The sequence below is a fragment of the Megasphaera micronuciformis F0359 genome, from assembly GCF_000165735.1.
Classification (GTDB): Bacteria; Bacillota; Negativicutes; order Veillonellales; family Megasphaeraceae; genus Megasphaera; species Megasphaera micronuciformis.
This window is the reverse complement of the sequence record NZ_GL538184.1, coordinates 19,151-43,968: the sequence shown is the minus strand read 5'-3', so window position 1 is coordinate 43,968 and position 24,818 is coordinate 19,151. Positions and strand designations below refer to the sequence as shown.

Annotated in this window: 20 protein-coding genes and 1 tRNA gene; 19 read left to right on the top strand and 2 right to left on the bottom strand. The window is 45.9% G+C overall.

The genetic code is table 11. The features are described from left to right. The 9 genes from HMPREF9429_RS01380 (at position 1) to HMPREF9429_RS01340 (ending at position 11,428) form a co-directional block, all read left to right on the top strand. Positions 1 to 2,106 (top strand): TonB-dependent receptor plug domain-containing protein, encoded by a 2,106-nt coding sequence (locus HMPREF9429_RS01380; protein ID WP_006941068.1) that lies wholly within the window; start codon positions 1 to 3, stop codon positions 2,104 to 2,106. A 66-nt stretch (positions 2,107 to 2,172) separates the two neighbouring features. Beyond that, entirely contained in the window at positions 2,173 to 3,885 is a 1,713-nt protein-coding gene (locus HMPREF9429_RS01375; protein WP_006941067.1) for an ABC transporter ATP-binding protein, read from the top strand. Between the two features lie 99 nt (positions 3,886 to 3,984). Then, a complete protein-coding gene (locus HMPREF9429_RS01370) occupies positions 3,985 to 4,923 on the top strand; it encodes a helix-turn-helix domain-containing protein (RefSeq protein ID WP_156780687.1) in 939 nt (312 codons plus the stop codon). Positions 4,924 to 5,124: 201 nt separating this feature from the next. After that, a complete protein-coding gene (locus HMPREF9429_RS01365; RefSeq protein ID WP_040773230.1) occupies positions 5,125 to 5,646 on the top strand; it encodes a flavodoxin family protein in 522 nt (173 codons plus the stop codon). Between the two features lies 1 nt (position 5,647). Next, a complete protein-coding gene (gene hutW / locus HMPREF9429_RS01360) occupies positions 5,648 to 7,216 on the top strand; it encodes a heme anaerobic degradation radical SAM methyltransferase ChuW/HutW (RefSeq protein WP_006941056.1) in 1,569 nt (522 codons plus the stop codon). Positions 7,217 to 7,375: 159 nt separating this feature from the next. Further along, positions 7,376 to 9,292, top strand: a complete 1,917-nt coding sequence (locus tag HMPREF9429_RS01355; protein WP_006941055.1) for a fructose-bisphosphatase class III — start codon at positions 7,376 to 7,378, stop codon at positions 9,290 to 9,292. A gap of 333 nt (positions 9,293 to 9,625) precedes the next feature. Continuing rightward, on the top strand, positions 9,626 to 10,189 hold the full coding sequence (locus tag HMPREF9429_RS01350; protein WP_006941054.1) for a flavodoxin family protein: 564 nt from the start codon (positions 9,626 to 9,628) through the stop codon (positions 10,187 to 10,189). Positions 10,190 to 10,200: 11 nt separating this feature from the next. Further along, entirely contained in the window at positions 10,201 to 10,638 is a 438-nt protein-coding gene (locus HMPREF9429_RS01345) for a PPC domain-containing DNA-binding protein (RefSeq protein WP_006941053.1), read from the top strand. Between the two features lie 49 nt (positions 10,639 to 10,687). After that, positions 10,688 to 11,428 carry a YoaK family protein gene (locus HMPREF9429_RS01340; protein WP_006941052.1) on the top strand — a complete coding sequence of 247 codons (741 nt, stop codon included), beginning with the start codon at positions 10,688 to 10,690 and terminating at the stop codon, positions 11,426 to 11,428. Positions 11,429 to 11,449: 21 nt separating this feature from the next. Here the strand turns inward: HMPREF9429_RS01340 and HMPREF9429_RS01335 are convergent. Next, positions 11,450 to 11,525: transfer RNA gene (locus HMPREF9429_RS01335), tRNA-Ala, on the bottom strand. A gap of 52 nt (positions 11,526 to 11,577) precedes the next feature. Beyond that, positions 11,578 to 13,470, bottom strand: a complete 1,893-nt coding sequence (locus HMPREF9429_RS01330; protein WP_006941051.1) for an ABC-F family ATP-binding cassette domain-containing protein — start codon at positions 13,468 to 13,470, stop codon at positions 11,578 to 11,580. Positions 13,471 to 13,654: 184 nt separating this feature from the next. Here HMPREF9429_RS01330 and HMPREF9429_RS01325 point away from each other — a divergent pair, with 184 nt between their 5' ends. From HMPREF9429_RS01325 to carB, 10 genes are all read left to right on the top strand, one after another. After that, positions 13,655 to 14,086 carry an Hsp20/alpha crystallin family protein gene (locus HMPREF9429_RS01325; RefSeq protein ID WP_006941050.1) on the top strand — a complete coding sequence of 144 codons (432 nt, stop codon included), beginning with the start codon at positions 13,655 to 13,657 and terminating at the stop codon, positions 14,084 to 14,086. A gap of 110 nt (positions 14,087 to 14,196) precedes the next feature. Further along, positions 14,197 to 14,670, top strand: a complete 474-nt coding sequence (locus tag HMPREF9429_RS01320; RefSeq protein WP_006941049.1) for a pyridoxamine 5'-phosphate oxidase family protein — start codon at positions 14,197 to 14,199, stop codon at positions 14,668 to 14,670. A gap of 88 nt (positions 14,671 to 14,758) precedes the next feature. Beyond that, positions 14,759 to 15,472, top strand: coding sequence for an orotidine-5'-phosphate decarboxylase (gene pyrF / locus HMPREF9429_RS01315; RefSeq protein WP_040773227.1), 714 nt, complete (start codon positions 14,759 to 14,761; stop codon positions 15,470 to 15,472). Position 15,473: 1 nt separating this feature from the next. Beyond that, positions 15,474 to 16,061 carry an orotate phosphoribosyltransferase gene (gene pyrE, locus HMPREF9429_RS01310; RefSeq protein WP_006941047.1) on the top strand — a complete coding sequence of 196 codons (588 nt, stop codon included), beginning with the start codon at positions 15,474 to 15,476 and terminating at the stop codon, positions 16,059 to 16,061. 16 nt (positions 16,062 to 16,077) lie between these two features. Continuing rightward, positions 16,078 to 17,007 carry a hypothetical protein gene (locus HMPREF9429_RS01305; protein ID WP_006941046.1) on the top strand — a complete coding sequence of 310 codons (930 nt, stop codon included), beginning with the start codon at positions 16,078 to 16,080 and terminating at the stop codon, positions 17,005 to 17,007. 80 nt (positions 17,008 to 17,087) lie between these two features. Beyond that, the gene (locus HMPREF9429_RS01300; RefSeq protein WP_232216629.1) at positions 17,088 to 17,990 is read left to right on the top strand and encodes a DMT family transporter; all 903 of its coding nucleotides are present in this window, start codon (positions 17,088 to 17,090) and stop codon (positions 17,988 to 17,990) included. 295 nt (positions 17,991 to 18,285) lie between these two features. Then, positions 18,286 to 19,230, top strand: a complete 945-nt coding sequence (locus HMPREF9429_RS01295) for an aspartate carbamoyltransferase catalytic subunit (RefSeq protein ID WP_006941044.1) — start codon at positions 18,286 to 18,288, stop codon at positions 19,228 to 19,230. Continuing rightward, complete coding sequence (locus tag HMPREF9429_RS01290; RefSeq protein WP_040773221.1) at positions 19,214 to 20,497, top strand: dihydroorotase; 1,284 nt, start codon at positions 19,214 to 19,216, stop codon at positions 20,495 to 20,497. The genes HMPREF9429_RS01295 and HMPREF9429_RS01290 overlap by 17 nt, the downstream gene beginning before the upstream one ends. A 5-nt stretch (positions 20,498 to 20,502) precedes the next feature. Beyond that, positions 20,503 to 21,561 (top strand): glutamine-hydrolyzing carbamoyl-phosphate synthase small subunit, encoded by a 1,059-nt coding sequence (gene carA / locus HMPREF9429_RS01285; protein ID WP_006941042.1) that lies wholly within the window; start codon positions 20,503 to 20,505, stop codon positions 21,559 to 21,561. 1 nt (position 21,562) lies between these two features. After that, a complete protein-coding gene (gene carB / locus HMPREF9429_RS01280) occupies positions 21,563 to 24,760 on the top strand; it encodes a carbamoyl-phosphate synthase large subunit (RefSeq protein WP_006941041.1) in 3,198 nt (1,065 codons plus the stop codon). The last annotated feature ends 58 nt before the right edge of the window (positions 24,761 to 24,818 follow it).

The following is a 24,818-nucleotide window of genomic DNA, read 5'->3' as shown; positions in this document are numbered from 1 at the left end:
ATGAAACAACCGATTCGATTACTTGTTTTAGCAGCTTTGGCAGCTACGGTTGCCGGTACGGCAATTGCCGCCGACACGACCGGTGCGACAACGGAAGATACAAAGGGACACGGAGTATATAGCGGGGAAATCCTCGTTACGGCATCGCGAACGCAAGAACTTTTAAAAACGGAACCTCAGTCGGCGGAAGTCATTACGGCTAAAGATATTCAGCGCATGGGTGCTGATGATGTATTGTCCGCACTGGCTTTGGCCGATAACTTGAATTTATCGAAAGCGGGTATGACGGGAAACTCTGTGCAGCTCCGCGGTATGAGTACAAATCACACCCTGATTCTTGTTGACGGCAAGCGTATTGCCGGTGAAGACGCATCCAATACGACGAACGTCTATGCATTGCAAAGACTCAATGTCAGTGATATTGACCGTATTGAAATTGTTCGCGGGCCGTCCAGCTCTCTGTACGGGTCTGATGCCATGGGCGGCGTTATTAATGTTATTACGCGCGTGCCTAAAAAGGCGGGAGGTACCTTCGGCGTATCGACGGGAACTCTCAGCACGTCGGAATACGGTAATTTCGACTTCGGTAAACACGGCCGGTGGTCAACGAGTATTGATGCCCGCTTGGAACGTCGCCGCCCCTTCAACCGCTTCGGACACTCGGAAGCGATCAACCCGATGACGCATGCTGTCAGCTCCATTACGGACGGATACACGCGGTCTATGTACGGCATGAGAAAGCTTATTCACTTGGCATCTCAATATGATTTTGAAAATGCTAATAAAAACAAGCTTCGTTTTGATATAGATTACGGTAAGGAAAACTTCCGTTCCGATTTTCCCGATACGAAATCGCGGATTTTTACGGGTTCTATGCCTCCCGTTGCTTGGCGCTTGACGAATAAAAACAAAAAAGAATGGTATGACAATGAATCGCGAGGTTTTAGCGTAGAATATTCGGGAAAGACGAAGAAAAACGACTATAAGTTTAGAACTTATTATAATGATTTGGAAAAGTATTCCCATTTATTGAATGAACGCATTTTACCCAGCGGCCCGATTATGACCCCTGCCGGCACACCGGCTAACTACGACTTACAATATCCGAAAGAAGATATGGATAGAGCTAAATACAGCACGTGGGTAACAGAGGCACAGAATACGACCTATATCGGCGACTCGCATAATCTGACTTATGGCGGTGAATTCCGTCGAGTGAAGTATGCCGGCACCCGGTTAGGTGACTCGCTGTCGGGTATGAACAAGATTATGAAGTCACATAAGGTCGATTCTTATGCTGCCTATGTACAAGACCAGTGGCAGGTTAACGATAAGCTCTATATTATTCCGTCCTTACGTTTTGAACACAGCAGTCAATTCGGTTCGGAAGTGACACCGAAGGTGGGCCTTACCTATAACTTTAATAACTTCTGGCGCTTTAAAGCTAATTACGGCTTAGGCTATAAGGCTCCGACTATTACGGAGTTATACATGCGCATGCACCGTGCCATGGGACCTATGACGGTTAATATTTACGGCAATCCCGAATTGGATCCGGAAAAGTCGAAGAGCTTCGACTTCTCCGTAGAAGCGGACAAGGGTGCTTGGTTCGGCAAGGTGACTTACTTTAACAATAAAGTAACCAATTTGATTACGACGGAACGATTTACAGGCCCTACAGGACCGAGAGACTATCGTTATGTGAACGTCGATGATGCGCAGATTAACGGTATAGAAGCTGAAGTGGGCCGTCGTATCGGCAAGCGTTGGATTACTAAGATTACGCATAACTGGTTAGATGCCATTGATAAGAAGAAACACACGCAGTTAGATAATCGGGCTAAGAATACGACGACTTTCCAACTCATTTATGACGATAAGGATAAGATTCACGGATTCAGTGCCGTTTTATGGGATCAATTCGCATCCGACTATCACTACGACGGCAAGATGTACACCTATAATACGGTGAACTTCTCGTTCAATAAAAAGTTGAACGAAGCCTTTTCCGTATATGGCGGCGTCGACAATATTTTCAATAAGAAAATCGATGCTATTTATATTGACGGACGTATGTGGCGTGTCGGTGCCGAATGGAAGTGGTAAGACACAGTCTGAGCGGCAAACCTTCTCTTGCGGGAATGTTTGCCGCTTCTTTACGGAGACTATGAAATGGATTTATTTCAATTTTATAAGCCCTATAAAAAATCGTTGGCCTTTGTCATTGCAGGGGCTTTGTTGACGGCCGGAATGGAAGTAACCTTTCCCATGATTGTTCGACATATATTGGGTGTTGTCTTGCCGGCCCGTGATATGCAGAGTCTCCTATACGAGGGTGCCGGGCTCTTGGGCCTCTACCTTTTGTGTTTGGGGATTACGTATTGCGTATATTGCGTGGGCCGTACAATGGGGGTACGTGTGGAACGGGATTTGCGCAACTCCTTGTTCCGACATTTGGAAAACTTGGACTTTGCCTTTTTCGATAAGGAGAAAACGGGTCATCTTGTATCCCGAGTGACGGGAGATATCGGTGAAGTAGGGAATATTATTTTCGAAATGCCGCATCTTGCAGTAGTCTGCTTAATCACTATGGGGGGCAGTGCCTTTTTCCTCTTTTATATTAATCCTTTACTGGCCGTTTTCGTGTTACTGCTTGTAGCTTTAAAAACGGGAGATACCATTTTCCTTAACAGGAAAATGAAGTCCGCTTTTGCCGAGACGCGTCAACACATGGGCGTCGTCGGCAGTGTGGCCACGGAAATACTTGCCGCAGTACGGGCTGTCAAAGCTTTTAACGGGGAAAATCGTGCGTATCAACGGTTTTCGGATGTAACGGCCGACTTGGCGAATTCGCAAATGCGGACTTTTCGCTATCAAGCGTATATGGCGGGAACCGTCACCTTTTTTTCCAATGCCATAAATTTGACTATTATTGTCGTCGGTGCCGTCCTTATGATGAATGATCTCATGACTATGAGTGATTTGGTCGCCTTTTTGATGTATCTCATGCTGTTTCTTCGTCCCATTATGCAGCTTACATCCTTGACCGAACAGTATCAGCGCAGTATGGCGGGATTTCGCCGTTATCAGGAATTGATACGGGTTGAGCCTAAGGTTCGGGGCGGATCCGTTGTAGCCGATTCAAGACGCATTAAAGGGGACGTAGTCTTTGAACATGTTGATTTTGCGTACCCTGACGGGACTCATGTATTGAAAGATTTCAATCTGACCGTTAAAGCCGGCGAACAAGTGGCTCTCGTAGGACCTACAGGAGCGGGAAAAAGCAGCGTAGCATCCCTGCTTTTACGGTTTTACGATGTAACGGGCGGCAAGATTACCTTAGACGGGCGAGATATTCGCGAATATACATTGGAGTCTTTGCATGAATGCATAGGTATTGTGCAACAGGATATGTATCTTTTTTCCGACTCTGTAAGTGAAAATATTCGTCTCGGTCGTACGGACAGTACGCAAGCCGATATTGAGGCGGCTGCGAAGGATGCCAGAGCCCATGAGTTTATCAGTAGGTTGCCTCGCGGCTATGACAGCTATATCGGTGAACGGGGAGTCATGCTTTCAGGAGGTCAAAAACAACGCTTATCCTTATCTCGCGTATTTTTGAAAAATCCCCCTGTCCTTATTTTAGATGAAGCGACGGCAGCCATGGACAATGAAACGGAAAAACAAGTCTTGCAGTCTCTGGCTGAGCTGTCTCGAAAGCGGACGACGTTAACCATTGCTCACAGGTTGGCGACAGTTCGTCATGCGGATCGAATTATTGTCTTGTCCGGCGGTCGTATTTGTGAGAGCGGCTCGCACGAAGAATTGATGAAAGTCCGTGGCGAGTATTATGACTTATACATGTCGCAATTTAACAAGACATAGGCGATATTGACATGTATTATCAAAATATCGTAACATTGAGATATGAAAGAAACGCAATTTAACAGAAATAAGTTAGCTGTATGCGGAAAGGACATACATATGAAAAACGCTCATGAAATGTACGCCTCGGGAACGGTACAGAACGGGAGTGTGTACGAAATTAAAGATAGTAAAGGGCAGGCCATGATGACCGGGTACAGTGTATATCCCGGCATTATGATTATGTACATGGATATTCACCGGCCGGAACTTTCGTGTGAAGCCAAGCCTATGCCCGATGTATTTGCTATTAATCATTGCGAGACGGGACGTATTGAATGTAACTTCAAAAACGGAGAATACTTGTACATGGGAGAAGGGGATATGTCCGTCGGTTGGAGGCGCTGCAGTGCTTATTGTCATACGTCGGTGTTTCCTTTGGCTCATTATCACGGAGTCACGTTGTTGCTTAATTTACCTAAGGCTCAGGAAACGATGGATCGCCAGTTGGGTGTAGGGGTTATCGACTTGGAAGCCATGAGCCAGCGTCTTTGTGACCGGCGCGATTTCGGCATGATTATGAGAGAAGATGCGAGCCTGAAGCATTTATTTTATGAACTTTATCATGTTCCCGAGTCTATTAAAGACCAGTATTTTCGCATTAAAGTTTTGGAAATATTGCTTCTTTTAAGCACTATAAAAAAGGTGCCTGCAGAAAAAAGAGAATCCTTTACGTTGCAACAGGTAAACCTTGTGAAAGCTATTCGTAAGAAAATTACGGAAAATATGATGAAAAAGTTTACCATAGAGCAACTGGCTAAGGAACACGGAATTGCACCGACAACGCTGAAAAAATGTTTTAAAGGCGTATACGGTTGTACCGTGTCGCAATATATTAAAGAGTACCGTATGGTAAAGGCCAAGCAGATGTTACTGCAAACGGATGACAGTATTATGGAAATTGCCAACTGTGTGGGCTACGAAAACAGCAGTAAGTTTGCCGTAGCCTTTCATAAAATAACGGGACAGCTTCCCGGCGAATTTCGCAGAAGTTATTAGAATTTTTAACGGCAAGGACTTCCATCCTTGCCGTTTTCACCATAGGAAAATGTAGTTTTCCGAGTAGATAAAAGTTAATGTCCGAACGGATTATTGACGGACTGAACGGAGTAGAAGAGTCGGAGTGCTTTTGGTATGATGAATCCGGGTTTTATGTTGTTTTGACGTTTTTACAAGGTGATTTTTCAGGAGGATGAATGTATGAAATACATGGTAGTATACTCGTCTCGGACAGGTAATACAAAAAAGGTTGCCGAAGCGATTGTTTCCGCCTTGCCGGAAGGCACGCCGTGCGTTGCAGCGGCTGAAGCACCTACAGACTTAAGTTCCTATGACTGTGTTTTTGCAGGCTTTTGGGTTGATAAGGGAACGGCTGACGAAGAAGCAAAGAAGGTTTTGGAAACTTTAACGGCAAAGAAGGTGGCTGTTTTTGCAACTCTCGGAGCCAATCCGGCATCGGAACATGCCCATAAGTGCTTGGTTTCCGCTACGGAACTTGTGCCGGCACATACGGAAGTAGTCGACTCCTTTATTTGTCAAGGAGCCGTGGATCCGAAGTTAATTGAAATGATGTACAAGCGGTTTCCGGCAGACTCGCCGCACGGAAAAAATCCTGAAAGCGAAGCTCGCCATGCTGAAGCGGCTAAGCATCCGGATGAAGCGGACTTGGCGGCGGCACGTGCTTTTGCAGTACGCGTAACGAAAAAAGTGAGTGAGGCATAGTATGGGGCTGAAAGAACTGTATGAGAGTCTGCCTTCAGAACAGCGGGAATTTCAATTCGGAAGAATCGGAGCGGATCCTTTAACAGAGGGATTTCCGCGCAAGCGGGTTGTCCATGCCGGTATTGACGGAACGCCCGTAAATCCTCGCGAGGCTCAGAAAATTTGGCAGGGATTAATGAGTAAAAAGCCTACGGGTAAACCGACACAGACGGCATATATTCATATACCTTTTTGCAAGACCAAGTGCCTGTATTGTGCTTTTTTCCAAAATGGAACGGATCAGGCTGTTGAAGATGCATACGTGGACTCTTTGATAAAGGATTTGGAAAGAGAATGCCATGAGCCGCGATTAAAAAACGGGTTAATTCATTCCGTTTTTATCGGCGGCGGGACACCGACTTCACTGTCGACACAAAATGCAGAACGTCTTTTACGGGCTATTCGTACCTGCTTGCCTTTAGCCAATGATTATGAATTAACGTTAGAAGGTCGAATTCATGATTTGGTTCCTGAAAAGATGGATGTGTGGATGGCTGAAGGTGTGAATCGCATGTCCTTAGGCGTCCAGTCTTTTAATACGAAAGTTCGACGTCAAGTGGGACGTCTGGATGATAAAGACACTGTTTTGCGACGACTGGAAGAACTTCAGGCTTACAATCAGTGCGTTGTCATTATCGACTTGATTTACGGGTTGCCGTCTCAGTCCATGGACGTATGGCGTGATGACTTGGAATGTCTTATGACGTCAGCTGCTGACGGGGCTGACTTATATCAGCTCAATGTATACGATAACAGCGATTTGGCTAAGCGTATTCAGGCAGGCGCTTTGGACCCGGCGGCTACGACGAAAGAACAGGCTCGCATGTTCGAGTTTGGGCGAGAATATTTGATGAAACACAATTGTCGTCGGCTCAGTGCCGCCCATTGGGCTAAGACCAACAGGGAACGGAGTTTGTATAATACATTGGCTAAGACGGGAGTTACCATGTTTCCTTTCGGTAGCGGGGCCGGCGGTCGTGTGGACGGTTATTCGACCATGCTCTATAGAACTCTCGACACGTATGCAACGGCTGTAGAGGAAAAAAAGAAACCCTTTATGGCTTTAGTAAAAGAATCGGATATTCAGCCTTTGGTAAATAAAACATTAGCACAAATTGAACAAGGCTACTTTAATGTAGACCTGCTGGTCGGAGAAGATCCTCGCTTATCCGACTTAAAGTGGCTCTATGATTTATGGGAAAAGCAGGGACTTGTAGAAAATAACGGAGTGATTTATAAGCTGACGACAGCCGGAGAGTTTTGGCAAGTGAATTTGGCCCAGACAACAGTCGAATGCATTCAGTATTTGGTTAAAGGAGTTGAAAGCATGTCACTTCAAGGAGTGGCGGCACAAGACGGTGCGGAAACGAAAGCTGTCAGTGAAAAGGTAGAAAAGATTATTGCCGCCATGAAAAAAGCCAAGTCATCGGGAGCCGGGCCGACACCTGAAGCCATGAAGATGATGACGGAAGCCATGCAATCTATGAGTCCTGAAGAAATGCAGGAAGTCATGAAGCATATGGGAAAATAAAATAGGGTTATTCCTTTAGGAGTCTCCTGCACGATATGGGCGGAAGGCTCCTTTTTCATGGGGGAAAACAGGTAATCTATGGTATAATAACAAGGTATAATTCATATTGTCAGGCATTATAAATGTTAATGTGCGAAATACAGGGAAGGTGTGTTGTCTATGAAGCGAGAGGGCAGTTATTCACCTGAATATTTACGGTATTTGGAACTTTTATCGAAAGACTATCCGAACCAGGCGGCTACGTTTACGGAAATTATTAACCTGCAGGCCATCGTCAACCTGCCTAAGGGGACGGAGCACTTCATGAGTGATCTGCACGGTGAGTATGAAGCGTTTTTGCATATTCTTAACAATTGTTCCGGCGTTATTCGAGAAAAGGTAGAGATGATTTTTAAGAATTCTTTGCCCAAAGAAGAGCAGGACGATTTATTGACCCTTATTTACTATCCGAAAGAAAAGTTGGATGCCATGACGGAAGCCGGCCTTGTGAATGACAAATGGGCGCGTACGACCTTGCATCATTTGTTGCGGTTGGCGAAGTTATTGTCATCTAAATACACGCGTTCCAAGGTGCGTAAGGCCATGCCCGAAAGTTTCCGCTTTGTTATTGACGAGCTCTTGCATGCTCAACCGGATGAAGATAAGAATCGTCACGTCTATCATTCTAAAATTATTGATTCCATATTAGAGACCGGAAGCTCACGAGATTTTGTCTATGCTTTAACGGATTTAATAAAACGTCTGGCTGTGGATCACCTGCATATTATAGGGGATATTTATGACCGCGGGCCTCATGCCGACAGAATTATGGATGAGCTGATGGGGCACCATTCTCTCGATATTCAATGGGGGAATCACGATATCTTGTGGATGGGGGCCGCTGCCGGTGATGAAGCGTGCATTATCAACGTATTAAGAAATAACGTACGCTATCATAACTTGGAAATTTTGGAAAACGGTTACGGAATCAGTTTGCGTTCTTTGGCTCTTTTTGCCTTGGAAAACTATACGGCCGAAGACGGATTGGACCCGATGGTAAAAGCTATTAATGTCATGCTGTGCAAGTTGGAAGGGCAGACGATTATGCGCCATCCCGAGTATGGTATGAACGACCGCCTCATTTTTAAAGATTTCGACTTTGACGGCGGTAAGGTAACCTTACCCTCAGGCACATATGAATTAACGACGACGGATTTTCCCACTGTCGATCGCAAGGACCCGTATCGGCTCAGTGAAGGTGAAGAGCGTCTTTTGAATGAAATTAAGCGAGAATTTCTGAACAGTGAGCGATTGCAGCGACACATGCGTTTTTTCTACAGCCACGGGTCTGTTTACCGTACATATAACGGGAACCTCCTCTTTCATGGAGGCATTCCGATGAATGAAGACGGCAGTTTTACGGAAGTATTTGTAGACGGCAAGGGGTATAAGGGTCGAGAATTTATGGATAAAGCCGACTTAATGGCGCGGAGAGCTTTTGAAAAGCGCGACCGGGATAGTTTGGACTTTATGTGGTATTTATGGTGCGGTTACGATTCTCCTATGTCGGGACGTATTGTAAAGACGTTGGAACGAAGTTACATTTCCGATGAGTCGACGTGGAAGGAACCGCAAAACCCTTACTATACGTTAAATCGTATTGAAACGGATTGTGTTCGTATTTTACATGAGTTCGGCATCGACTCGCCGCAAGGACATATTATCAACGGTCATACGCCGGTTAAGGTGAAAAAAGGGGAAAACCCTGTACGCGCCGGCGGTAAGGGGATTTGTATAGACGGCGGTTTTTGTAAGGCGTATCAGGGGTCTACAGGTATTGCCGGCTATACACTGATTTTTAATTCCCACGGGTTGCGACTAAAGGCCCACTATCCTTTCCGAGATGTAGAATCGGTACTGTCGTCCAATTCGGATATTTTATCCGAATCGGTTCAAGTAGAATTGGAACCGAAACGAGTTATGATCGGGGACACGGATACGGGTAAGAAAATCCTGCAAATGATAGAAGATTTGAAATGCCTCTTGGCAGCCTATCGTCAAGGATATATTTTTGAACATACATATAAAGAGTGGTAAGAAAGAGCCTTGTCGATAAGCGATACGTCGACAAGGCTCTTGGTATAAAAGCAAGATCTGTAGAAAAGAATATAATGACGGTGTAACAAGGCGGTATGTTTTTGTAAGGAGGGAACTCTATGGCCCAAAGGATTATGAATAAGGTCATGTGGATCCCTGACTAAGAATCACGAAAGCTGTGTGTACAATTTGGCCGGGATTTTGTAAAGGCCTTGGAGCAATAGACATAAAAGCGGAAGAGTTGAACTCTTCCGCTTTTTCATTGCCAATAAGGCTTGGCAGGGCTATAATCAAACATAATTGTATAAATTATATGCAGGGGAGGATATATATATGAGAGTGTTATTATTAAACGGCAGTCGTCGTAAAAACGGATGTACCTATACGGCTTTGCAAGAAGTGGCGGGCGTGTTGAATAAAGAAGGAATTGAAACGGAAATTGTGCATGCCGTGCCGGATAAGGCTGTCGTAGCGGAAGCGGCGGAAAAACTGAAAGAAGCGGACGGAGTTATTATAGGGTCACCGGTTTACTGGGCATCGCCTTCGGGAGAAATGGTGACTTTCATGGACATGTTGTCGGCTGTAGGCGGTAACTATTTGCGTCACAAGCCGGCATCAGCCATAGCGTCGGCACGTAGAGCCGGCACCAGTGCTACTCTCGATGTTTTGTACAAGTATTTAGCTTATCATGAAAGTCTTATCGTTTCCTCCAACTATTGGAATATGGTGCACGGAAATACGCCTGATGAAGTAAGACAGGATGCGGAAGGTCTTCAAATCATGCAGGTCCTGGGAACCAATATGGTGTGGGCGCTCCGCTGTGTGGAAGCAGGTAAGAAAGCCGGTGTTGAAGTGCCGCAAACGCCGCAGAAAATATATACGAATTTTATCAGATAGGAAGTAGAACCATGGATTACAAAAAAGCGGGACAGCGTATTTATATAAGGCTGGATAAGGATGACGAAGTAATTGCTTCGCTTACGTCCGTTTGCATGAAAGAAGGCATCCAATCAGCCGTGTTTAACGGGATCGGTGCCTGTGATAAGATTACGGTAGGCACGTATATTGAAGAAAAACATGATTTTCTTGACCATAAAAAAGAGAGCATGTTTGAAATGACCTCTCTTATCGGGAATGTAACAACCATGAAGGACGGTAGCCTACATACGCATGCACATGCCATGTTTGCCTATCTGGACGATGACGGTGAAGTAAAGAATTTCGGCGGTCATTTGGAATGGGCCCGTATTTGTTACACCGGCGAAATCGTCATGGACGTGACGGAAGGCTTTGTTATTGGAAGAAAGCAGGATCCGCAAACAGGCATTGAAGTATGGGATTTATAGACTGTCCGAAAGTACGGACTGCACCCAATAAACTCGGAAGGGACTTTCTATGAATAACGTTATTTTTTTGCCTCATCACAGGAGGATTATAGCCGTCTTATTCGGAATTATCGGCGGGGCTCTTGACGTATATTGCCAGCTTAAGTTCGGGACTCTTGTGGCTTTACAAACGGGTAATATAATCTTTCTTATTTCGGATATTCAATATGGAAATATGGAAGGAGTGGCCATTCGTTGTCTGTCGGTTCTCTTTTTTACCCTCGGCTTTTGGACCGGTATGATTGTGGAACGCTGGGAAAAGACACCTTACTGGCGAGCTTGGAATATTTGTCCTTTTTTGGTTGTCACTTTAATTCTTCCCGTCATATCATGTCATGCCATTGTTTGGGTAGCCTTGTTGGCGTATACGGCAGGTATTGTTATGATATCCTTCAGAGGCATTCAGATTGAGTCGGAACCGTATTCTTTATTTATGACATCAGGGAACTATCAACGCATGCTGATATCCTGGTATCATCATTGGCGACATGATTATAAGCATGACAAGATGAAGCGGCAAGCCGTAAACTACAGCATCATGGTCAGCAGCTTTGTTGCCGGAGCCTTGATCGCCGCAGCTTTTGTTCATTTTTTTGATACCTATGCAGTATGGTTTATTGCAATTTGTACGTTTGTTGTTCTGTCTAAGTATGCCGGCGACGTGCGGGCCTTGGAACAAGCTAAAAAGAAGGCGAAACAAGGTCATAGAAGTTGTAAACAAGAGCAGATAATAAAAAAAGAGTTCGACTGATTGTCGAACTCTTTTTTTATATGGTGGAGATGAGGAGAATCGAACTCCTGACCCCCTGCTTGCAAGGCAGGTGCTCTCCCAGCTGAGCTACACCCCCATGTGTTTCACAACATGTACACTATATCATGAAACGTATGATATGGCAAGGGCTATTGAACTAACTTTTCCCACTTTTCGTAGGCCGTTTGCAAGGCTTTTTCTGTTTCGGAATAAGCCTTGTTTAAGTCCGTCAGTGCCTCGGGGGAAGCCGTATTCATTTGCACTTCATACATTTTCAGTGTCGCTTCCAATTCGGCGATTTTCATTTCAATTTCTTCCAACTGCTTAAGATTGATCGGTTGTGTTTTGCGTGCCCGGTCAGTAGCGGGAACGGTAACCGTAACGGTCGTAGATGCTTTTTTATCTTCCCGAACGGAGTTTTTGAAATATTGTTTTTCTGCCTGAAGTGCCAGCAGCTCGGCTTCTTTCTCCTTGTAGTATGAGTAATTTCCTGCAAAATCCTTAACTTGTTTGTTTTCCAGTGACAGCGTTCGAGTTGTAATTTTATCTAAGAAGTATCGATCGTGAGAAACGATGAGATACGTGCCGCCGAAGTCGAGTAAGGCATCTTCCAAAATCTCGCGAGTCGGAATATCGAGGTGATTGGTCGGTTCATCGAGAATGAGAAAGTTCGGTCCCGAGAGTAAGAGTTTTAACAAAGCCAGACGAGCCTGTTCCCCGCCACTCAGAGAGTCTACGGATGTAAAAACATCATCGCCGCGGAAGAGAAAACGTCCCAAAAGAGAGCGTGCCTGTTCTTCGTTCATCGTATAGTCCGCCATCAGCTCTTCCAATACTGTCAAGTGACTGTGGAGCTCCGTATGTTCTTGAGCGAAATAACCGATATGCACACGACTTCCTAAGGTAATATGACCTTGGGCCGGCTCCTTTTCTCCTATGATCATTTTTAACAGGGTGGTTTTACCTGTCCCGTTGGGGCCGATAAGAGCTGCCGATTCACCGCGACGTATTAGAAAGGAAAGATGACTGAATAATTCCTTGTCCGTAAAGCCGCCGCATATATCATCGACGACGAGAACTTTTTGGCCGCACTCTTCAGCAGGGGCAAAATCAAAGTGCAACGTATCGCCTTCGTATAGCTTGTCGATTCGTTCTAAACGGTTGAGTTGTGATTGCCGACCGCGTGCCTGCTTCGATTTAATGCCTGCTTTGTACTTACGGATGTAGGCTTCCGTTTCTTTGATTTTCTCCTGTTGTCTGTCATAGGCACGTTGTAAAGATTTGCGTCTTTCATTGCGTTGAGACATGTAACGGGAATAATTTCCTTTGTATAGCGTGGTCGTTCCGTTTTCAAGTTCTAATACGCTTGTTGCCACTCTATCCAGGAAATATCGATCATGAGAAACGATGAGAATAGCACCGTCATAAGAAAGTAGATAAGTCTCGAGCCATTCCAACATGTCAGTGTCCAAGTGATTGGTCGGTTCGTCCAAAATGAGATACGAAGGATGACGTACCAAGGCTTTGGCTAAGTTGATACGCGTTTTTTGTCCCCCTGAAAAACTTTGAAAAGGGCGATTCAAGTCATCTTGCCCAAAGCCCAGCCCGGCTATGATTTTTCTGGTTGTCGCTTCGTATGAAAAACCGCCGAGCATTTCGAAACGTTCTTGCAAACGGGCATAACGCATTTGCAGCTCTTCATCATTCGGACTCATCTGCATAGCTTTTTCCGTTTCTCGCAGGCTCGTTTCCGTATCATGTAAGTCGGACCAAGCCATGTCTATCGTTTCTCCTAAGGTTGCCTCATCTGTAGAGGTCACATCTTGTTTTAAATAACCGATAGTTTCACCGTAGGGAACGATAACGGCTCCGTCCGTGTAATCTTCTTCGCCAATGAGACATTTTATGAGCGTCGTTTTCCCAGCTCCGTTTGCCCCGATAAGAGCCAGTCGTTCACCGCGCTTTAACTCGAAGGATACGTTTTTGAAGATAGTGCGTATGCCGAAAGTTTTTTCTAAGTTTTGTATTTTAATTGCCGCCATGTACAGGTCCTTTCTTGCCGTTTCATAATGTTTTTTATTATAGCATAAAAAATATAATAGGAATAAATGAAAAAAACTATTAGCACTCTATTGACATGAGTGCTAATAAAGGGTATAGTGTGATTGTAGGAAGAAAAAGATTTACTACACAATAAAAAGTCAAAAGAACAAAGAAGGGATTGCTATGAGAAGTTTATTTCCTATTGTAAATAATGATAATTTTTTATTTCCTGAAGATGTATGGAATACTTTCTTTACAGATGTAACACGTACAGCATCACCGCTCAGTATGCCGAAGATAGACTTGGAAGATAAGGGTGACAGATATGAATTGACGGTTGATTTGCCGGGTATGACTAAAGATGACATTGAATTGACCTATGATGACCCGATTCTTGTAGTCACGGCATCTCATAAAGATGAACAACAGTCGGATGAAGCTAAAAAATATGTATATAGAGAACGGACCGCACAGACCTTCTCGCGGCGGTTGTTGATCCCGCATATTGATAGAAAGTCTACGGAAGCATCTTTTGAAGACGGTGTCCTGAAAGTATCTTTGCCTAAAGAAAAAGATGAACCGGAAGAAAAGAAAAACATAATTCACATTAAGTAAGTCGGCAATAAGGCCCTGTTTGCAAATGTATGCAGACAGGGCGTTTTATATTTCACATAACCTGTGCTATAGTAAAAATATAGGAATGGGCAATACTTCAGGGGGATTTTATGAGGCGCAGGGACAGGGAAGAAACGAGAAGAGAAGAAATTATAAATATTATTGCCGCAGCCGATTGTTGTCGTTTGGGACTTATAGATGATGACGGATTGGCTTATTCGGTACCGCTTAATTTTGCTTTCGTAGAAGAAGGCGATTTCGGTGTCTTTTATTTTCACGGTGCGGCACAGGGGAAGAAAATAGACCTTGTGAATCGTTCTTTACGAGCATCCTTTGAAATGGACACACGACATAAACTGTTGCCTGCCGAAAAAGCATGCGGACACTCATATGCCTTTGCCTCACTTATGGGGAAGGGAAATGTGTCTGTCGTAGGGGACACTCGAGAGAAGTACGATGCCTTGGGACTTCTCATGCAACAAGTGACGGGAAAAGCAGGCTGGTCAATACCCGAAGAGGCCTTAAAGAGTGTCGGGGTTATTAAATTGCAAGTGACAGAGTGGTCCTGCAAGGTGCATGTTTAAGCGGTATATGTTTGACAGACGTTTGACACCGTGCCATAATTTATAAGATTATGTATGATATGTCTTTTTGTGTGAAGGGATGGTTCGGATGGCGGATAATCGCATTATTGCAGCCCTGGATGTTCATACGCTCGATGATATGAAACGACTGGTGTACAAATTGGGAGACAGCGTTTCATTTTATAAGGTGGGAATGGAGCTTTTTTACAGTGCCGGGCCCGATACGGTGCGTTGGCTTAAAGCTGAAGGAAAGCAAGTCTTTTTGGATTTAAAAATTCATGATATTCCCAATACGGCGGCACAAGCCGTTCGGGCTTTGACCGGGTTGGGAGCCGATTTGATGACTCTGCACGGCAGCGGTGGCAGTGCCATGTTGAAGGCGGCGGCGGTAGCGGCGGCGGATGAAGCCCGGCGGTTGTCCGTAATACGTCCGAAGCTGTTGGCAGTTACGGTACTTACGAGCATTGACGCCGATGAATGGAAGAAGTTGGGACATACTAACAGTATTAGTCAATCGGTATTGACCATGGCGGGGGCGGCAAAGGCAGCCGGTATGGACGGTACCGTTTCCTCACCGCATGAAGCGGCTGAGATTCGCCGTCTTAACGGATCGGATTTTTTGATTGTAACACCGGGCATTCGGCCTTCGTTTGCACAATCGGATGATCAAAAGCGTATAACGACTCCGAAAGAAGCCGTCCAAAACGGGGCTACTCATCTAGTCGTAGGACGTCCTATTACCAAGGCTGCCGATCCGCAAGAAGCGGCTCGTGCCATAGCGGAAGAAATCAGGGAGGTATAAGATGTTAACTCAAGAACAGGTAAGACAACTTTTAGTGGAAACCAAGGCCGTGTTGGAAGGGCATTTTTTACTTACTTCGGGATTACACAGCCCTTTATATGTAGAAAAGTTTAACGTTTTGCAGCATCCCGAATATACGGAAAAACTGTGTAAAGAATTGGCTGAACGTTTTAAAAACAAAGGTGTTCAGACTGTTATGGGGCCTATGACGGGCGGTATTTTGTTAGCACATGAAGTGGGGAAAGCTCTGGGGACTCGAGCTATTTTTACGGAGCGGGAAAAGGGAAAGATGACCCTACGTCGCGGTTTTTGCATCAAACCGGGCGAACGCGTCCTGATTGTCGAGGATATTGTGACTACCGGCGGCTCTGTTCAGGAAGTTGTCGATGTAGTCAAGGCGGCAGGAGGAGAGATTGTCGGTGTGGGTCTTTTGGTGGATCGTAGCGGCGGTAAGGCCGAATTCGGTGTGCCCAAAGAAGATGTGCAGGCTTTGTTAAACTTGGAAGTTCCTACGTATGAACCGGAAACGTGTCCTTTATGTAAAGAAGGAGTTCCGATGACGGAACGGGGCAGCCATCACTTAAAATAGAAGGGAAGACCAGTTGATGTTGGATAATATTTGGACCTTATTACCGTATTTTGATGCCGGCATTGTGGCCGCTGTCGTGGCACGGTTTACAGGTATGAACCTTAGCATGACCGTCCTTTTTGCCTTGCTTTATATCGGAGCTACGCCGGTGGAAGCGGTCATGTCCATGCTCGTATTCAACCCGTTCACGTACTTTACGGTGTATACGCAGCAGCATATTTTGGGGATTAAAGACCTGACCTTTTTTCCGGGTGCCAAGATGCTCATTCCCGTTATTGTTACGCTGGCGTTAGCGACCTTCAATCCCTTTGTAGGTATCATTATTTTTATCGCTTTGTTTTTGGCCGAATCGTTTGCAAAGGTTTATAAAGCGATGGATGTTAAGAAACGCCCGTCTGCACGACATATCGTGTTTATGACATTCGGGGCGTCGGCACTCATGATTATAGGTCTCTTGCTTGTACAATGGTTTCCGGAAAAATATTACTATATCCTGGCAGGAGCGGTGTCCTTGGTTTTTGTCATTATTATGGCCGCATCATCCAATCGCAGAGCCTATACGGGAATATGGGATTATCTCATGTACGGTTCCGCGTTTATTTCCGGGTTGACAGGTATTATTGCCGATGATTGGTTCGGAGCCATGAAGCGGCAAAAAGAATCGGCATTATCGCAGGTTTATCCTATTGTCATGTACAGTGCCGCCGTCATAACACTGCTTGCGGGCTACGGTGTATACTCGTATTTTTCGGCCGGGTCTTTGTTTCTTACTATCGGAGCGGCACTGACCATTCGTTTCTTGGGTGTTTATGACTACGGTAAGAGCGGTAAGTTTTCTTACTTGGCCTTGGGTATGACGGTCTTGGTTATCTTGATTTTCTGGCTCATTCAGCCGGTGCCGACAGGGCTACCTGAAATAGCCGATAAGGCGACATCTTTGTTTTGATCGGAGAGCCGAGGCTTTATTATAGCAATGCAGTAATCGCAATGCGGTTACTGCATTTTTTTAAGAAGGGGGGGGATACAGTGAAGACCTTGACTAATACTACTCGCGGTTATTGGTGTGCAGCTCTGGGAGGAGTCATTTGGGGACTTTCAGGCGTAGCGGGGCAGTTTCTGCTGTCTGTATATGATGCCTCGCCTTTTTGGCTGACCGGTGTGCGCATGACTTGTGCGGGAATTGTATTTCTCATACTTTCTTTAAGGCAAACTCGTTCTTTGGGTATAGTTGTTCGACACCCTAAAGAGTTAATAACTATTTTCGTATACGGAATTTTCGGACTCATGCTGAATCAGTTATCGTATTTTTTCAGTATCTCCTATTCCAATGCGGGAACAGCTACGGTATTGCAGACCTTATGTGTCGTCATGATGGCCGTATTGGTCTGCCTGCAAAGGCGCCGCTTGCCGTACAGTCGGGAGGTTCTCTCCGTCATCTTAGCTTTTATCGGTGTGGTTCTTATAGCTACACACGGACGTATAACGGAACTTGTTTTGTCTCCGCGAGCCTTAATTTGGGGTCTTCTCGATGCGGTCAGTTGCGTCGTCTACACCCTTTTATCTATTAAACCCGTGCGCAAGTGGGGGAGTGTAGTCGTTAATGCCATAGGTATGTTGACAGGCGGAATTTTCTTGTCTTTACTTTACCGTCCTTGGGAAGCTATGCCTCATTTGGATCTTGCCGGCTGGCTGGCTTTTTTCGGAATCGTTTTGTTCGGCACTGTCTTAACGTACGTGCTGTTCTTACAAGGTGTGCGGGATATCGGGCCGCTCAATACGACGTTAATCGCTACGGTTGAACCCGTGTCCTCGGCTCTTTGTTCGGCCCTTCTTTTGGGAACGGTCTTTACCTTTGCCGAAATCGTAGGTCTGGTATTAATTATTGCAACTGTGTTTTTAATTGTTGCGCAAAAGAAGGTAACGGGATGACCATATCTGTTGAATAGGACAAAGAAGTGTATAAGAGAGTGTTAGGCTGTTCGGCACAGTCGGAGAACGGCACTTTCCACTCTTTTGTGTCATATGTTTTTCTTGACTTTGATCGCTTACATATATAAAATAATAGAGGATATGAGGCGGTCCCGTGAGGCCGACGTATTCGCTGAAAATAGATTAGCACCTTTAATATAGTCCGGAGAGGCTAAAAAGGGATGTGTTTTTGTTGTGCGCATAATATGACCTTTGCCTCCGGCAAGGGTCTTTTTTTTACACAAAGGAGGAGCTCGTGGCCGACTTGAAAGGAAAGAGTTTACTCGGATTACAGGGAGTAACGAAGGAAAATATTGAACTGATTTTGCGCTCTGCCCGTAAGATGAAGGCTATTGTAAACAGCGGAGATAAGAAGTTGCCTCTGCTGCACGGCAAATCGGTAGTGAACATGTTCTGGGAACCGAGTACGCGTACGCGCGGATCCTTTGAAATGGCGGCGAAGTATTTGGACGCCGATGTTATCAACTTCACACCCAGCGGCAGCTCCATTGTAAAGGGTGAAAGTTTCCGTGATACCTTGTTGACCGTAACGGCTATGGGCGTAGATGCCATTGTTATGCGTCATAAGATGGAAGGGTCGCCGCGATTGGCCGACTCTTACGTTGATCCGGTTATTGTCAATGCCGGTGACGGAGCCCATGAACACCCGACTCAGGCCCTTCTTGATATGTACACGATTAATGAGGTAAAGGGCGGTATTAAGGGCCTTAAAGTAGTCATTGTCGGTGATATAGATCATAGTCGTGTAGCACGCTCGGGGATTTACGGTTTAAAAACTTTGGGAGCTGATGTTCACCTTGTCGGTCCGCGCACCTTACTGCAACCCGAATTGGCCAGCATGGGTATAAGCATCCATTATAATTTGGACGAGGCTTTAGAAGGGGCGGATGTAGTTAACGTATTGCGTATTCAAAAGGAACGCCAAGGCGTGGGCTTCTTCCCCGGTACGGGTGAATATACATCCCTTTACGGCATTAATCGGAAGCGTTTGGAGCAGGCGAAAAAAGACGTGTTGGTTCTTCATCCCGGACCGATGAATCGGGGGCTGGAAATCGAACCCGACGTATGCTACTGGGAACAGTCGTCTATTCAAGAACAGGTTAAAAACGGTGTGTGCGTACGTATGGCGGTCTTGTACCTGACCATTATAGGAGGCGATGAAAGTGGCATTAGTCGTTAAGAACGGTCGGTTAATCAATCCGGCAACGGGAGAAGATAAAATTTGCGACATTCGCATAGACGGTACGAAGATAACGGCCATAGGTCCGGATGTGGACATTCAGGATGCAGACATTTTGGATGCGACGGGATTGGTGGTTACACCCGGCTTGATTGATATGCATGTGCATTTGCGGCAGCCCGGACAGTCGGCGAAAGAAACGATTGAAAGCGGCACTAAGGCGGCTGCGGCCGGCGGTTTTACACGTGTCGCTACTATGCCGAATACAAAGCCCGTCATTGACAGTGCTATTATCGTCGACGGTTTGAAGTATAAAATTGCTGCTGAAGGGGTCGTCAAAGTCGATATTATCGGGTCTTTATCCAAAGGATTGGAAGGCAAGGAATTATCATCTATGGGCGGTATGGCTAAGGCGGGTGTTGTCGCTTTTTCCGATGACGGCCGTTATGTACAAAATTGCGATTTTATGCGAAAAGCTATGGAATACGCAGGCATGTTCGGTAAAATTGTCATCGATCATTGCGAAGATGCGGATCTCATCGAAGGCGGGCATATGCATGAAGGGGTTGTTTCTCATGAATTGGGACTTAAGGGCCGTCCGGCCGTGGCTGAAGACATTGCCGTAGCCAGAGATATTCTTTTAGCGGAAGCAACGGGTACGGCTGTTCATATTGCTCATATCAGCACGAAAAATGCTGTCCAAATGGTACGACAAGCCAAGGCAAAGGGTCTGAAGGTTACGGCCGAGGCGACACCTCAACATATGATTTTGACGGATGAAGCCTTGAGATCTTATGATCCGCGGTTTAAAGTGAATCCGCCCTTGCGGTCGGAAGAACATAGGAAGGCCGTGGTTGAAGGACTCGTGGACGGAACTATTGATGCCATTGTGACAGATCATGCTCCGCACACAATTGAAGAAAAAGACTGTGAATTTTCCTTGGCTCCGAGCGGTTTTGTCGGGTTGGAAACTTCACTCGGTACAGTACTTACCTACTTGTATCATACGGGGACTGTCGACTTAATGACTCTGATCCGAACTATGACTTCGAGCCCTGCCGCCTTACTCGGCGTAGATGCCGGTAATGTGACGGTCGGAAAAACGGCGGACTTGACTATTATGGACTTAAATAAAGAATGGACCGTCGACTCCGATAAGTTTTATTCAAAAGGTAAATCTACGCCTTTTGAAGACATGATTCTCAAGGGAAAGGCCGTTGCAACGATTGTTGACGGCAAGATAGTCATGAAAGACGGGGAGGTATAAGAGTGATGAAAGGAATCCTCATATTAGAAAGCGGTGAACGGTTTTACGGTAAGATGCTTACGGCAGAACCGGCCGTAGGTGAAGTTGTATTTAATACGGGTATGACGGGGTATCAGGAAACATTTACGGATCCGTCTTATGCCGGACAGATTATTACTATGACATATCCGCTTATCGGTAATTACGGACTTTTCCATGAAATAGAACAGGCCGATCGCCCTTATGCAAAGGGCTTTGTACTCAGCGAATTATGCGACTCTCCGAGTAATTGGCAGAATGAAGGCCCGTTAGCTACCTTTATTATGACTCATCACATCCCCTGCATTTATGATGTAGATACGCGAGCCGTTACTCGTGTTATTCGTAACCATGGTGTTATGAAGGGCGTTATCGTACCGGAAACGATGAGCGAAGAAGAAATTAAAGAACTGATGTCGACGGAACTCGATAAAGATGTTATTGAGCAAGTGTCGACGCGTAAAGTAAAGAAGCGCGGTAAAGGAAAATACCACGTGGCCGTTATGGACTACGGCGCGAAGGAAAATATTTTACGGGAACTCATCAAAAATGATTGCTCTATTACCGTGTTGCCGTGCCATACGTCGGCGGAAGAAATACTGGCTCTGAATCCTGACGGGATCTTCCTTTCCAACGGGCCGGGAGATCCGGAAGATGTGCCGGAAATGGTGGTGGAAGTAAAGAAACTCATCGGTAAAAAGCCTATTTTCGGTATTTGCATGGGACTTCAGCTGCTGGGATTGGCTTTAGGCGGTAAGGCTAAAAAACTGGCTTTCGGTCACAGAGGCTCCAATCACCCGGTGAAAGACCAGCAAAGCGGTAGGGTCTACATTACATCGCAGAACCACGGCTATATTATTGATGAAAAAACATTACCTCCTGAAGCAATTATTACGCACCGTAACTTGCACGATAATACGCTGGAAGGATTCGCGATTCCGGAAAAACAGATGTTTTGTGTACAATATCATCCCGAAGCCTCACCGGGACCGACGGATAACCTGTACTTGTTTAAACAATTCGTCAAGATGATGGAGGGCAAATAAGATGGCTGAAGCATTAAAGAAGGTTCTCGTAATCGGCTCGGGGCCGATTATCATCGGGCAGGCGGCTGAATTCGACTATGCAGGAACTCAGGCCTGCCGAGCTTTGAAAGAAGAAGGCTTGGAAGTTGTCTTGATTAACAGTAATCCGGCGACGATTATGACGGATGAAGATATTGCCGACAGAGTGTATATTGAACCGATTACGCTTGACTACGTGGCGGAGGTTATTGAAAAAGAACGTCCCGACGGTCTTTTAGCAACCCTAGGCGGGCAGGTAGGCCTTAATATGGCTATTGAACTGGCTGAAAACGGTGTGCTTGAAAAATACGGTGTCAAACTGTTGGGGACAAAGCTTAGTGCCATTGAAGAAGCGGAAGATCGCGAATTATTCAAAAAGGCAATGAAGGATATCAATCAACCTGTTCCGGAAAGCGATATTTTTGAAAATGTTCAGGAATCCGTCGATTTTGCCAACTCCATCGGGTATCCCGTTATCGTGCGACCGGCCTATACCCTGGGCGGTACGGGCGGCGGTATTGCTCACGATGAAGATGAATTGTTCATGATTGCTACGCGCGGCATCAAACTCAGCCCTATTCATCAAATTCTCGTTGAGCGCTCTGTAGCCGGCTGGAAAGAAGTTGAGTACGAAGTTATGCGCGACAAGGCGGATAACTGCGTCATTATTTGTAACATGGAAAATATCGACCCCGTGGGCGTGCATACAGGGGATTCTATTGTTGTAGCGCCCAGTCAGACATTGAATGACTTGCAGTATCAACTCTTGCGTACCGCATCGGTCGATATTATTCGCCGTTTGAAAATCGAAGGCGGTTGTAATGTACAGTATGCCCTCGACCCGAACAGCAATCGGTATTATGTAATTGAAGTAAACCCGCGTGTCAGCCGTTCATCCGCACTGGCTTCCAAAGCTACCGGATATCCCATTGCGAAAGTAGCGGCTAAGGTGGCTACGGGGCTTACGTTGGATGAAATTCCCAATGCCGTTACGGGTAAAACCATGGCCTGCTTTGAACCGACATTGGATTATTGTGTTATTAAGTTCCCGCGCTGGCCTTTTGAAAAATTTGCTCTTGCCGACCGTACCCTGGGGACACAAATGAAGGCAACCGGCGAAGTCATGGCTATTGATCGAACCTTTGAAGGCGCTATATTGAAGGCGGTACGGTCTTTGGAAATCGGTGTTGATTACCTGCGACTGAAGTCCCTGGAAACAAAGTCGCTCATCGATATTGTTGAACTGTTACAGCGACAGGATGATGAACGTATTTTCGTAGTTACCCAGGCTTTACGCATGGGTATCAGCGAAGAAAAGATTCACTTTATTACAGGATACGATTTGTGGTTCTTACGCAAGTTGAAGAATATTGTCGACTTGGAAAATAGACTCGGCCGTGAAGGACTGACGGATGAAAATGTCCGCCTTGCTAAGAAATACAGTATCCCCGACGGTGTCATTGCCGGTCTCGTAGGGAAGACGGAAGATGAAGTACGTGCTTATCGTACGGCCTCGGGCATCTTGCCGACTTTTAAGATGGTTGATACGTGCTCAGCCGAATTTGAAGCGGAAACGCCGTACTATTATTCGTCTTATGCCGTAGAAGACGAAGTAAAACCCTTAGGAGATAAGAGTGTTATCGTCATCGGCTCCGGCCCTATTCGGATCGGGCAAGGGGTGGAATTTGACTATTGCTCCGTTCACTCGGCATGGGCTTTACGCAAGGCCGGTATGAACAGCATTATTATTAATAACAATCCTGAAACGGTAAGTACGGACTTTGATACTTCGGACAGTCTGTATTTTGAACCGTTGACGGTAGAAGATGTCATGGCTGTCATTGATAAGGAAAAGCCTGTCGGTGTTATTTGCCAGTTCGGCGGACAGACGGCCATTAACTTGGCAGCCCCCTTGGCGGCTCGCGGAGTTAATGTATTGGGTACATCCGTGGCCGGAATGGATAGAGCCGAAGACCGTGAAAAATTCGACGATCTTTTGACGAAGCTGGATATACCTCGTCCGGCAGGACGTATCGCAACGAGCGACACGGAAGCTATGAAGGTTGCCTCCGAATTGGAATTTCCCTTAATAGTACGCCCGTCCTATGTCTTAGGTGGTCGTGCTATGGAAATTGTGTATACGGAAAGTGAATTGGAGCGGTATTTGCGTGAAGCCGTTATTGCCTCACCCGACCACCCGATTCTCATTGACGAATACATGGTAGGTCGTGAATTGGAAGTAGATGCCGTTTCGGACGGAACGGATGTATTCATTCCCGGCATTATGGAACAGGTAGAACGGGCCGGAGTTCATTCAGGTGATTCCATTGCCGTTTATCCGCCGCAACAATTGGATCGGGATATGATTGATCAGATTGTTGATTATACGACAAGGATTACGTTGGAACTTCAAGTAAAAGGAAGCGTCAATATCCAGTTCGTGTTGGCTCGCGGTAAATTGTATATTATTGAAGTCAATCCGCGTTCGAGCCGGACGGTACCCTTCCTTAGCAAGGTAACTCGCGTACCTATGGTTGAAATTGCTACGCGTGTCGCCTTGGGAGCTACTTTGAAGGACTTGGGATACGGTAGCGGTCTCTTGCCGGTTAAAGACTATGTAGCGGCAAAGGCTCCTGTATTCTCGTTCAGTAAGATCGGGCTGGCGGAAATCGCTTTGGGGCCGGAAATGAAGTCGACAGGCGAAGTTATGGGTATCGGAAAGACCTATTCGGAAGCTTTGTACAAGGCTGTTAACGGTGCTAAGATGAGAATTCCCGCAGGCGGTACAATCTTGTTGACCGTAGCCGACAGGGATAAGGAAGAAGCCATGCATTTGGCTGAAGGCTTCCGTAGCTTGGGATATCACATTATAGCGACTGAAGGTACCGGGAAATACTTTACGGACCACGGTATGAATGTAGATATCGTTAAAAAAATTCATGAAGACGGGCAAAATATTGCGACTATGATACGCAACGGAAAAATCGACCTGGTCGTTAATACGTTGACCTTCGGCAAACGGCCGGAACGAGACGGATTTAATTTGCGGCGTATGGCTGTCGAACTGGCCGTGCCTTGCTTGACGTCTCTCGATACGGCTCGCGAAGTGTTGCGCGTCTTTGCCAACAAAGGCAAAGGTGACGGCTACCATCACGTAGCGGCTTTGCAAGATTATCACTAGAACACCGCTTTACAAGCATGAAGATACAATCCTAAACAAAAAAGCCGGAAGACTGTAT